This is a genomic window from Micromonospora citrea (assembly GCF_049629545.1).
GTDB lineage: Bacteria > Actinomycetota > Actinomycetes > Mycobacteriales > Micromonosporaceae > Micromonospora > Micromonospora citrea_A.
On sequence record NZ_JBNADX010000001.1, the window covers coordinates 114292 to 126402 of the forward strand.

Below are 12111 nucleotides of genomic sequence, written 5' to 3' on the forward strand. Positions count from 1 at the left end.
CCTCGGTGATCAAGAGCTTCGGGTCTGATTCGGGCGGCCCTCGCAGTGACCCGAACTATCACCGAGCCGGGGGCCGGGGTGGGAGTGCCGGGGACGGGGTCAGCGGTGCCAGCGCAGGGGGCCGGGGTGGACCGACCAGAGCAGGCGACGCCACCAGGGCCGGGCGGCGCGCAGCGCGGCCACGTAGGTCACCGCCTCCGCCGCTGCCCGGTCGGCCTCCGCGCCGGTCAGCGTGCCGGGGGCGAAGGCGACCTGGTTGAGCAGGCGGGCCACCTCCTCCACCCCGGGCACCGGCGCTGCCACGAGCCCAGCCCCGGTCAGTGGGCCGGAGCCGGCCGGCGGTCCCGCACCGCCGCCCGCTGGTCCATCGCCTGCCGGCCAGCCGGTTGCCGGTCCACCGCCGGGCAGGGCCTGCGTCCCGACGGGAGTGGGAGCTGTGCCGCCGGCCAGGGCGGCGCGGGCCTCGACCAGTGCCTGCCGGGCACGGGACGCGACCTCGGTGGCGGCCAGGTCGTCGCCGACCGGCCGCCCCGCCAGCCGCAGCGCGTCGGTGACCTGCCGCCAGGCGCCGGCCACCCGCTCACCGGGGTCACCCCACCCGAGCCGGGCCCGGGCCTGCGCGCGGCGCATCCCGACCAGCGTGGCCGTCGCCGCCCCCACCAGCAGGGACAGCACGAGCACCGCGACGGCGACGAACAACCACCTCGACACGCCCCGGTCGCCGTCGCCCGACCCCGCCGCCGCCACCGCCGGCGGGGTCGCCGTCGGCTCCACAGTGGGCTCCGGGGCCTCCGACGGCGGCGGTTCCTCCTTAGGCGGCCGGAAGTCCTCCTCCACCGGACGGGGCTCGGTGTCGGGGCGGGGCAGCGGGTCGAACGGCACCCAGCCCACCCCGGAGAAGAACACCTCCGGCCAGGCGAGCGCGTCCGCGGCCCGGACCGGCCCGTCACCGCGCGCGGAGAACCCGACCACCACCCGGGTGGGCAGGCCGGTCAGCCGCCCCAGCACCGCGAACGCCGCCGCGAACTGCTCCGACGTGCCGCGCTGCCCGCCGCCGTTGCGCGGTCCGAAGAGGAAGAAGCTCAAGTTCGGGTACGCGTGCCCGCTCGGCGCGTCCGCCACCACCCGGTAGTGCTCGGCGAGGAACTGCTCGATCGCGGTCGCCCGCGCGTACGGGGCGCCGTTGTCCTCGGCGAGCTGGGCGGCGAGCCGGCGCATCGGCTCCGGCGTCCCGTCCGGAACCCGCAGCACCCGGGCCACCTCGTCGCCGGCCGGCACGTCGGCGGTGGCGAGCAGGCCCGCGTCCGGCCGCTCCCGCAGCGAGGTCACCGTGTACCGCAGCCCCGGGCTCAGCCCCTCGGGTCGGATCAGCGTCCCCGTCGTCGGGTCGTACGCCACCCGTGCGCCGGTGACCTCACGCGGGGTCGCCACCGCCGGCAGCAGCCGGCCGGTCAGGTCCGCCACGGTGATCTCCTGCCGGACGGTGTCCACCGTCCCCGGGCCCGGCTCGGCCGCCGGCAGGATCCGCCCCGCGTTGCGGTACGTCGCCCCGACCCGCCAGGTCACCCCGTCGTAGTCGCTGAGCACCGCCAACCGGATCCGGGTCTCCGGGCCGGCCGACGCCCGCGTGGTGACGTCCAGCAGCTTCTGGTCCGGGTTCAGTGCCCACCCGGAGATCCGGATCAGCGGGTTCTCGTCCAGCGACTCCACCCGGGGCGGCTCGACGTACCGGCGCGGGTCCACCGGCCGCTCGTCGACCTGCCCGGCCAGCGCCGGGCCGAGCAGCGCGGCCAGCCCGACCACCACCGCCACCCCGGCCGCCGTCCCCGCCACCAGCCGCGCCCGCACCGCCGTACGGACCTCCGGGGCCAGCGCGGCCGTCGGATCCGGGCCGTCGGTGCCCCGACCGCCGGGCGCCACCAGACCCAGCGCCACCGCCGCCGCGAAGGCCACCGACGGCCAGACCGCCGGGTCCGCGTTCGGGCCGACGACGTAGAGCGCGCCCGCGTAGAGCAGCGCCGGGGGCAGGAAACCGAGCAGCGTCCGGCCGGCGCGCAACGCCACCTCGGCGCCGGTCAGCCCGGCCAACCAGGCCGCCACCAGCGGCACCAGCACCGTGTCCGGGGCCGGTTCGACGGGGATCATCGCGGTCAGCAGCCGGGGGATGCCGTTGCGGGCGGCGTCGGCGGCCACCTCGGCGAAGCCGCCCGGCAGCGCCGCGCGCCGGGCCGTCAGGTGCAGCGCGAACAGCGTCCAGCCGGCCATCGCGGCCACCGACACCGGCGCCACCAGCCACGAGGGCAGCCGCCGGGCGGCGACGCTGACCAGCACCGAGCCGACGGCCGCGCCGAGCATCAGCCGGGTCAGCAGGTCGCCCGCGTACACCCGGCCGAGCACCACACCGGCCAGCGCGACCAGCACGACCAGCGCCAACGGCACGGGCGTCGCGCGCAGCGCCCGCAGCGCACGCCCGCCCGGGTTGTCCTCCGGCGGCGCGAGCGGGGCGGTCGGGCGCACGTCGGTCCCGGTCACCACCGGCGCACCCCGTCCCACTCGGCGGCGAACTCGGCGCCGTCGGCGGCGTCGACCACCACCAGCCCGGCCGTCCCGGACGGGGTCGGTCCGTCCGCGCCGAAGACCGCCACCAGCACCGACGGGTACGCCCCGCGCAGCGCGCCCACCTGCCCGAGATCGTCCCGGCCACCCGGGCCGGTGAGGAAGACCAGGGTGTCGCCGCCCCGGTCCTGGCGCAGCCGGCCCGCAGAGGCGCGCAGCGCCTCCTCGCCCCCGTCGGCCAGCTCCACCGCGGCCAGCCGGTCCAGCGGCGGCTCGTCGGCCCGGTCCCCACCCGGCGCCACCAGCAGCAGCACCACCGGCAGGTCCTCCCGCACCGCCGCCGTGACCACCGAGGCGGCCGCCTCGCAGGCCGCCTCGAACGACTCCGCCACCCCGTCGACCCGCCCCGGGTGGGCGACCGCCCGGTTGTCCAGCAGCACCACGATCCGGGGCAGGCTGGTGTCCACGTTCTCCCGGACCATCAGCTCGCCCACCCGGGCGCTGGTGCGCCAGTGCACCCGGCGCAGCTCGTCACCGACCACGTACTCGCGCAGCGAGTCGAAGGTGATCGACCCGTGCGGCACGCTGTCCGAACGCCCCTCCAGGCTGCGACCCGCGCCCGACGGCACCGCGCGCAGCGGATGCACCCGCGGATGCACCCAGACCGGCACCGTGCCGCCGTACGGGCGGGAGAGCACCACCAGACCCAGCGGGTCCCGCCGGGTCACCCGCAGCGGACCCACCGGCACCACCCCCCGGCGGCGCGTCGGCACCTCGTAGTCCACCGTGGTGTCCCGGCCGGGACGCAGCCGCAGCACCGGCACCGGCACCGTGCCGGCGCCGCAGCGGTCCTCGGCGAGCAGGTTCGCCGCCCGCAACCGGCCGGCGTTGCGCACCGTCACCGTCATCCGGGCCGCCTCGCCGCGCGCCACCCGGTCCGGGTCCGCGCTGCGGGTGACCTCCAGCCGGGGTCGCCAGGCCGCGGACACCACGGCGTAGCCGACCGCCACGACGGCCGCCGTGCCGAGCAGCGCCAACTCCGGGTACGCGTACCGGAAACCGACGCCGAGCAGCACCACGGCGGCGACGAGCAGCCCGACGCCCCGGGCGGTGATCCCCATACCGATCCGACCGGTCAGCCGTGCGCCGGGGCCGGCTGACCCGACGGCAGCGGCACCGGCACCGACGCGATCGCCTGGCGCAGCACCTCGGTGGCGGTCACCCCGCGCACCTGCGCGTCCGGGGTGAGCAGCAGCCGGTGCGCGAAGACCGGCTCGGCCAGGGTCTTCAGGTCCTCCGGCATGATCCAGCCCCGGCCGTCGATCAGCGCGTACGCGCACGCCGCCCGGGTCAGCGCGATCACGCCCCGGGGGCTGACCCCGACACGTACCTGCGGATGGTTGCGGGTCGCGGCGGCCAGCCGGACCGCGTACGCGTAGAGCGGCTCGGCGATGTGCACCCGGCGGGCCATCTTGACCATCTCCCCGACGGTGGCCGTGTCGGTGACCGCGCTGAGCGAGTCGGGGGAGCGGACCGTCGCGCCGCGCAGCACCTCCACCTCGACCGCCTCGTCCGGGTAGCCGACGGACAGCTTCACCAGGAAGCGGTCCAGTTGCGCCTCCGGCAGCCGGTACGTGCCGTCCATCTCCACCGGGTTCTGCGTCGCCACCACCAGGAACGGCTGCGGCACCGGGTGCCGCACCCCGTCGACGGTGACCGTCCGCTCCTCCATCACCTCCAGCAGCGCCGACTGGGTCTTCGGCGAGGCCCGGTTGATCTCGTCGGCGATGACGATGTTGGCGAAGACCGGGCCCGGGTGGAACTCGAAGCCCCGGGTGGCCTGGTTGAAGATCGTCACCCCGGAGACGTCGGACGGGAGCAGGTCCGGGGTGAACTGGATGCGTCGCCACTGGCCCTTGACCGTCGCCGCGATCGCCCGGGCCAGCGTGGTCTTGCCGACGCCGGGCACGTCCTCCAGCAGGACGTGCCCCTGGGCGAAGAGCGCGGTCAGCGCCAGCCGGACCACCTGCGGCTTGCCCAGCACGACCGCGTTGACGTTCTCCGCCAGCCGGGCGGCCAGGGCGGCGAAGCCCTGCACCTCCGGCTGGGTGAGCGGTTCCTGGGTGCTGTTCACGGTGGTGCTGCTCCTCGGCTGGGTGGTGCGGTGCGGCTCAGCAGGTGGGCAGGACGTTGATGTCGTCGCCGCCCTCCAGGTTGAGCCAGGCCCACGGGATGTAGTTCTTCCCGGAGTACTCGACCTGCACCCACCAGGTGCTGCGCTTGTCGTTGTTGTAGACGTAGGCGTAGACCTCTTCGCCCTGCTTCTTGCAGTACGCCTTGAGCCGGGTGCCGGGCTTCGCCCACCCGACCTGCTTCGGGTCGTCCTGCCGGGGCACCGAGAAGATCTCGTTGCCGTTGCGGCCGTCGACGTCCCGGTCGCAGTACGTGCGCTGCTCACCCTCCGAGCCGTTTCGGCAGGTGGCGATGCCGTACAGCGGGTCGGTGGTCTGCGCGCGGGTCGCGGTGCCCTCGCCGGCCGCATTGCTCGCCGTCACCGTGAACGAGTACGCCTTCCCCGGCGTCAGGCCCGACATGGTGATGCTGGAGCAGCCGCCCGGCTTCGGTGCCTCCCCGGCGGTGCTCAACGTGCAGGTGGCCTGCCCGCCGCCGGCGTCGACGGTGAAGGTCACCGTCGCGGAGGTGGCCGTCGCCGACGACCCGGTCACCGTCACCTTCGGCGGCGCCACCGTCCGCGCGGTGGTGCTCGCCTCCGGGCCCGGGCCGGCCTCGTTGACCGCCTTGACCTTCACCAGCACGTTCTGCCCGTCGCCCAGGCCGCCCACCGTGGCCCGGGTGTCGGTCACCTCACTGACCTTGCCGGCCACGTCGAGAAGGTACTTCGTCACCGGGCGGCCGTTGTCGACCGCCGGGGACCACTGCACCGCGACGGTGCCGGGCCGGTCGGCGACGGTGCTCGCCCGCAGCTCGACCGGCTGCCCCGGTGGGGCGAACGGCACCACGGTGTTGCTCATCGGCGACGCCGCCGAACCGGCGCCCTTGTCGTTGACGGTCACCACGGTGAAGGCGTACTGCGTGCCGTACTCCAGCTCGCCGGCCGGGATCACCAGCTCGGTCCTGGTCGACTCGCCGGCCGGGGCGTTCGTGCCGGCCGAGGTGGCGGTCACCGCGTACTTCGCGATGGTGTTGCCCTGGCCGTTGGCGGCCGGCCACTTCACCAGCACCGTCCCGTCCGGCCGGGCCTCGGCGGTGACGCCGGCGGGCGGGTCGGGCACCGCCGCGGTCGGGGTGACCGGGTTGCTCCGGCGGGCCGGGCCCTCGCCCTTGGCGTTCACCGCGTGCACGGAGAACGTGTACGTCTCGCCGTTGGTCAGGCCCTTGATCTCGATCGCCCGCTGGTTGGCGCCGATCTCGTGCTTCTGCCCGGCGCCCTCCACCACGTACCGGGTGATCTCGGCGCCGTTCGCGGCGGCCGGCCGCCAGCTGACCCGGGCCTGCGCGTTGCCGGCGGAGGCGGTGACGCTGCGCGGGGCGCCCGGCTTGCCCACCTTGGGCTTCTTCGGCGGGGGCGGCGGCGGGGGCGCCGGCGGCGGGTCACCGCCGAGCACGTCGTTGGCGTACTTGTTGACCTCGCGGACCTGGTGCTTGTCGTCCACCACCCGGGCGGTGGAGGAGTCCGGGGCGTTGATGAACAGGTGGTTCTCCCGCACCTCCAGCTCCAACGGGCCGGTGCCCTTACCGGCGACGGTGTCGACCAGCTGCCCGGCGCCGTCGAACGCGTAGACGGTGCCGGTCGCCTCGTCGGCGCAGTAGAACCGGCCGGCCCAGGCGACCGCGGGGCTGAGCCGGTCGCCGGCTCCTGGCACGGTGAACTGGCGTACCTCGCCGTCGCCGTCGGCGACCACGTGCACCCGCCGGTCGCCGCTGACGGTGACCGGCACGGCCGGGCCGCTGGTCCGGGCCGGCAGCGTGCCGGCGGCGGCCATGGTCAACGCGGTCCGCCGGGTGGTGCCGGCGCGCACCGTGACCAGCGACGCGGAGGTGCGGTCCAGCACCGCCACACCGTCGTCCAGGGTGGACACCACCAGTTCGTGGCTCGGCTCCGCGATCGTGTACGTCTCGACCTGCTTCGGGCTCAGCCCGCCGGCCGACTCGGGTGTGGCGGGCAGGTCGGCCGCGGTGACCGCCGAGACGGTGCCCTCGCTCGGGATCGCGATCCAGAGCTTGCCCTCACCGTCGAACGCGCCACCGGTGATGCCGGGCGGGTACCGCACCGGCTCGCCGACCGGGGTCAACGAACGCGGATCGAGCTGCCGGACGATGCCCTGCACGGCGTCGACCACGAAGGCGGCGTCCTCGTGCAGGACGACGTTCACGCCGAGACCCGGCGTGGTGCGGGTGGTCGCGGTGATCTGGAGGGTGGCCAGGTCCAACGAGCTGACCTGGCCGGTCTTCAGGTCGCGCAGGATCAGCAGCCGGTCGGTCTGGGTGACCTGCATCGGGTGCCGGCGGGCGCCCGGGACCTCCATCCGGGTGTCCACCCGGGCGGTGACCCCGTTCACCCGGGCCATCTCGCTGCGCGCCGCGCTCCACAACCAGCTGCTGGCGTCGTAGTTGGCCACCGCGTTGTCGGCGGCGCCCAGCCCGAGCACGGTCAGCCCCATGGCGGCCAGCAACGCGGCCACCGTGCCGATGGTGACCAGCCCGCCCCGCATCCGCCGGCGGCGTGGCGCGGTCCCGGTGTCGGTGCTCACGGCGTCCTCGATGGTGGCCACGGCCGGCTGCCTCCCCGTCTGGCTCTCCCAGGTGGCGCGCCGTGCCCCGGCGACCCTCCCCTGAGCCGTGGGACATCATATGGGCCGGTCCGGCGCGGGGAAACCCGCACCGTCCCGCTGTGGACACCCAGCGTGTGCGGTGTGGACGGACGGTCAGCCGGCCGGCGAGCGGCGCTCCCGGTCGGTGCAGACCTGTCCCGAGGTGGCGAAGGCGTCCGTCGAGTACACCGCCAGCACGGTGAAGCAGTAGTCCACCGATTCGCTGAGCCCGTTGACCGTGTAGCTGGTCTGTCCGGGGTCGACGGTCGCCATCACGCCCAGCGCCTTGCCGGCCCGACCGCCGGCCACCATGAACGGCACACCGCCGTTGGTCGGGTCGGACCAGCTGATCGTCACGGTGGTGTCGTCGTCGCGCAGCTTCAGGTCGGCCGGTGGCGCGCCGGTCGCCTTCGGTGTGCCGGGAGACGCGCCCGGCGTCGACGGGGGCGCGGCCTCGTCCCGGTCGAGCGCCACCGCGCCGACCACGCCGGCCACGACCACCACCACGACGCCGACCACGACCGCGATCACCGTCCGGCCCCGTCCGCGCCGCTCGGGCTCCGGATCCATCGGGTACGCCGGCGGCAGCGGCGGTGGGAACACCGGATCGCCCTGCGAGTACCCCGGCCGGGGCTGCTCCTGCGCGACCGGGGCGGACGCGTCGACCTCGTCGGACACGCGCTCGGGGACGTCGTAGGCCACCAGCGCGCCGTCGGCCGGATCGGTCGTCCCGTCCGTCGCGTCGTCCTCGTCGTCCCCGTCGGGCTCGTCGTCGACCGGCGACGTGGTCAGCGGCTGCGGGGGCGCGAGGCTGCTCCACGGCGGCGCGGTCAGCCCCCACGGCGGCGCGCTGTGCGGCGTGGCGCTCACCGGCGCGGCGCTCACCGGGTGGGCCGGCGGGGTGCTCACCGGGTGGTACGTGGCCGGCGGCGTGCTGACCGGGTGGTACGCGGCGGGCGGGGTGCTGACCGGGTGGTGTGCGGCCGGCGGGGTGCTGACCGGGTGGGCTGGCGCGGGCGGGGTGCTCACCACCGGCGGGGCCGGTGGCGTGCTGAACGGCTGGTGCGGCACGGGAGGCGCGCCCACCGGGTAGGGGGGTGCCGGTGGGGCGCTGACCACCGGTGGCGGTGGGACGCTCACCGGACGCGCGGGCGTCGTTGGCGCGCTGACCGGGTGGGCGGGTGCCGGCGGGACGGCGGGCGGGGCCGGGGGTGCGCTGACCACCGGCGGCGCGGGTACGACCGGGGGCGCGCTGACCGGACCGGGAGCCGGCGGCACGCTGATCACCGGCGGCGCGGGCAGCGGTGGGGTGGTGACGGGGCCGGGGAGGGCCGCGTGCGCGCCGGTGTCCGGCGGAGCGCTGACCTGCGGCGGCGTGCTGACCGGCGAGGCGGGGGGCGTGCTCACGGCCGGCGGCGCGGAGACCGGCGGGGTGGGCGCGGGCGGTGCGCTGACCACCGGCGGCGCGGGGACCGGCCGGGTGGGCGGGGAACTCACGGGCGGGGAACTCACGGGCGGGGGCGGCGGGACGGCAGGAAGGGCCGGCGGTGCGCTCACGACCGGTGGTGCGGAGACCGGGTGGGCCGGCGGTGCGCTGCTGACCGGGGGCGCGCTGACGGGGGCGGCGTCCGGTCGGGTGGGAGCGGCGGCGGTCCGGCCGGCCGTCGAGGCGATCCGTTCGGCCTCTTCCCGCAGCAGCGGTCCGATCTGCTTGACCTGGATGGTCGGTCGGTCCCAGCCGAGAGGCTTCGCGGCCGCCGGTCCCGAGCCGCCGGTGTCCGTCGACTCCGCCACGGCCGGTTCCGCCTGTGCCGGGGTGGCGGCCGTGCTGCGGGCCTCCTCGGGTGCCGAAGGGCCGGTGGTCGGTGGCTGCGGCGTGGCCGGTTCGGTCGGTGGTGGGACGGCGACCGGGCGCGTGACCTCGGCCGAAGCCGGAGCGCTGGTGGCCGGCTCGGCCTGAGGCGCGGCGACGCTCGGGTGGGCCGTGGCGCTGGCGGCGGGCCGCTCCGTCGTGACCGGGTCGGCCTGTCGTGCAGCGGTGACCGGGTTCCGGGCCTCCACCGGCCCCGGGGCACTGGTGGCCGGCGGCTGCGGTGGGGGCGCGACGATCGCCGGTGCGGGCACCACCGGTGGAGGCGGTGGTACGGCCATGCCCCGCGTCGGGGCCGGGGGCGGCGGGACGACGGGGGGAGCAGGCACCGGACCCGGCGTCGGCTGTCCCTGCCGGGGTGGCGGCGCGGTCTGGGGCGGCGGCGGGACGGCTCGGGCGACGTATGGCGGCTGCGGGACGGGAGCCGGTCCGGGGGCAGTCGTGGGAACGTGGTGGTCAGGCGGTACGACCGGCGGCGTCGGTGGGACGGCCGGTGACCGAAGGTGCGGCGGCGCCCACGGGGACGTCTCCGGGGCGGGGCCCGGGTGTGCCGGCGGGGCCATCCGGGGCGGATAGGGCCCGGGTACGGCGGGCGGCTCGGACCGGGGACCGGGCATCGGAGGGCCCGGCGGCACGGGGACCTGGCGGTGCGGCGGGACGGGCCCCGGCGGTGCGGGCGTCTGGTGTGGCGGTGACGGTGGCACCGGCGGGACGGGCCGCTGCTGCCGGGGCATCGGCACGTACGGCACCGCCTGCCCGGCCTGCGGCGGGTAGGACGGACCCGGCGCGGCCTGTGGCGGGTACGACGGAGCCGGCGCGGGCCCGGGGGCACTGGCGGCCGGGCCGGGCTGCCATCCCTGAGGACCCGAGCTGACCGGCGCGGCGTGCGGGCCGGGCCGGTGCGGGGCGACCGTCCCGGGCGTGGTCACCGGACCGGGCGGCACGGGCCGTGGCACGGTGACGGGACCGGGAGGCACCGGCCCGGACGCGGGCACGGGGCCGGGTGGCACGGGGCCGGGTGGGACCGGGTCGGGGCGCGGCGCGGGCGGCGGGGCGATGGGCGCCTGCGGTGTCGCGGGTGCGGCGTTGCCACCGAGGTACTGGCGGGCGGCGCGTACCGAGGGGTGGTGTTCGCCGAGCACGGCGGGGCCGGCGGTGGCGACCCGGGTGTAGTTGCGGCGTGCCTCGTGCCGGTTGCCCAGCTCCTCGGCGACGGAGGCGAGGTCGAAGGAGATGGCCAGCATGAGCGGGTGGGCGGCGCTCAACCGACGCTCGCCCGCGGCGTACGCCTCCTCCAGCACCCGGCGGGCGGCGGTCGGATCGTCGGCCTCGCGATGCATCCGGGCCAACAGGTGGGCAGTGTTCAGCACCTCCGGGTGGTCCACGCCGTACAGGGGTCGGGCCGAGGCGATCGTGTCGGTGAGCAGCCGGCGGGCGGCGGGGAGATCACCGGCGGAACGCAGGGCGAGGGCCCGCTGCTGGACGGTGGCGAGGGGAGAGGGCTGTGACACGGGAGCCATGCTGCCGGTAGACCGCGCCCGGACGCTACCCGCGGAGCGGACCGGACGTCCGCTTCTCCCGCCCACACGCTTCTGACCAGGGCAGACACGTCATGAGCGAGGGCGCCGGACGGCAATGTGCATGATCCATCCGGGCCGTGTACAGTAATCCCCCGTGCGGCCCACCAGGGCGGCGACCGGCGGGAGACCCGCCGTGGCCGGCAGGGTAGGCTGGACGAGCAGGTCCGGGTGGCGGAATGGCAGACGCGCTAGCTTGAGGTGCTAGTGCCCGTATAGGGCGTGGGGGTTCAAGTCCCCCCTCGGACACAATTTAGTACATGATCCACTTGGGGTCGCCTGGGCGGATCCGTGCGGGCCGTTGGCCGGTAGGTCAAGGTCAGCCCCAGTTCGCGGTAGATCAGTGCCTTGTCGGCGGGGTTGGCGTCGCGGAGCACGGCGGTGATGTTTCCCAGGGCCTCTACTACCTGCTGGATCTCGTCAGGGCTCATGGTCCGACGTCCGGTGAGGCGACGCAGGGTGGCTTCGGCGGTGACCTGTTCGGCTTGGACGTCGGCGATCCATCGGCTCACGATGGTGGGGTCGGCGCCGCTGTCGAGAGCGGCGCGGTAGCGGTCCAGTTGGGTGGCGCAGGTGGCGAGGGTTTCGCGTGCCGCTGTGATCGCCTGCTGGTCGGCGTCGTCGTGTTGCGCGTCGGCCATGGCCTGGACCGTTGCCCTGAGTCGGCTGGGCGAGAAGGCGCGGGCGAGTCATGGGTCGAGTTGTTCGAGGATGTGGTCCTCGCGGACGTAGACGCTGCGGGGGTGCGCGATGCGGTTGGCGTCGGCGTACTCGGCGGCGTAGCTGCAGCGGTAGTGGTTGCGGTCGTTGTTGAAGCTGCCGACCATTCGTCGCTGGCAGATGCCGCGGTGCAGGAGGCCGGACAGCACGTAGTTGTGCTTGCTGGCGCGGGGCTTGCGGACCCCATCGGGTCGCCTGCCCGCACTGGCGATCAGCGTCTGGACTCGGGTGAACGTCTCGTCATCGATGAGCGGCTCGTGGGCCAGGGTCCCGGAGTAGATCCACTCGTCGGTGGGGTTCCACCGCAGTTTGGTCTCGTGTCCGAGGGCGACGTCGTCGACGTCGATCAGGATTTCGGTCTTGCGTTGTTTGTTCCACACCTGCCGGCCGGTGTAGCGAGGGTTGGTCAGGATGACTCGGATGGCGCTCTTGCTCCATGCCGGGGTGGCGCGGTGTGGGTTGTGTCTGCGGTCGTAGGCCGAGGGGGACAGGACGCCGTCGCGGGTCTGAAGTGCCCCCGATAGGCCGGACATGTCAGGACGAAGGTGGCCCCGTC

7 protein-coding genes and 1 tRNA gene are annotated in these 12111 nt (G+C 75.7%); 1 reads left to right on the forward strand and 7 read right to left on the reverse strand.

Annotated elements, in window-relative coordinates:
• Positions 1-99: 99 nt before the first annotated feature.
• The 5 genes from ACPFP2_RS00505 to ACPFP2_RS00525 all read right to left on the reverse strand — a co-directional run bounded on the left by ACPFP2_RS00505 (position 100) and on the right by ACPFP2_RS00525 (position 10769).
• Positions 100-2553: a transglutaminaseTgpA domain-containing protein gene (locus ACPFP2_RS00505; RefSeq protein WP_424084912.1), complete on the reverse strand. Its 2454-nt coding sequence runs from the start codon at positions 2551-2553 to the stop codon at positions 100-102.
• Entirely contained in the window at positions 2529-3677 is a 1149-nt protein-coding gene (locus ACPFP2_RS00510; protein WP_424084913.1) for a DUF58 domain-containing protein, read from the reverse strand. Before ACPFP2_RS00510 ends, ACPFP2_RS00505 begins: the two co-directional genes overlap by 25 nt.
• A 14-nt stretch (positions 3678-3691) precedes the next feature.
• Entirely contained in the window at positions 3692-4690 is a 999-nt protein-coding gene (locus tag ACPFP2_RS00515) for an AAA family ATPase (RefSeq protein ID WP_424084914.1), read from the reverse strand.
• 37 nt (positions 4691-4727) lie between these two features.
• On the reverse strand, positions 4728-7289 hold the full coding sequence (locus ACPFP2_RS00520; protein ID WP_424085669.1) for a fibronectin type III domain-containing protein: 2562 nt from the start codon (positions 7287-7289) through the stop codon (positions 4728-4730).
• A gap of 213 nt (positions 7290-7502) precedes the next feature.
• Positions 7503-10769: a tetratricopeptide repeat protein gene (locus ACPFP2_RS00525; RefSeq protein WP_424084915.1), complete on the reverse strand. Its 3267-nt coding sequence runs from the start codon at positions 10767-10769 to the stop codon at positions 7503-7505.
• A gap of 231 nt (positions 10770-11000) precedes the next feature.
• On the opposite strand from ACPFP2_RS00525, the gene ACPFP2_RS00530 reads away from it, so the two are divergent.
• Positions 11001-11084 (forward strand) — tRNA-Leu (locus ACPFP2_RS00530).
• On the opposite strand, the gene ACPFP2_RS00535 is transcribed toward ACPFP2_RS00530, so the two are convergent.
• Positions 11066-11476 (reverse strand): hypothetical protein, encoded by a 411-nt coding sequence (locus tag ACPFP2_RS00535; RefSeq protein ID WP_424084916.1) that lies wholly within the window; start codon positions 11474-11476, stop codon positions 11066-11068. The genes ACPFP2_RS00530 and ACPFP2_RS00535 overlap by 19 nt on opposite strands.
• Before the next feature lie 48 nt (positions 11477-11524).
• Positions 11525-12088, reverse strand: coding sequence for a recombinase family protein (locus ACPFP2_RS00540; RefSeq protein ID WP_424084917.1), 564 nt, complete (start codon positions 12086-12088; stop codon positions 11525-11527).
• Positions 12089-12111: the final 23 nt, after the last annotated feature.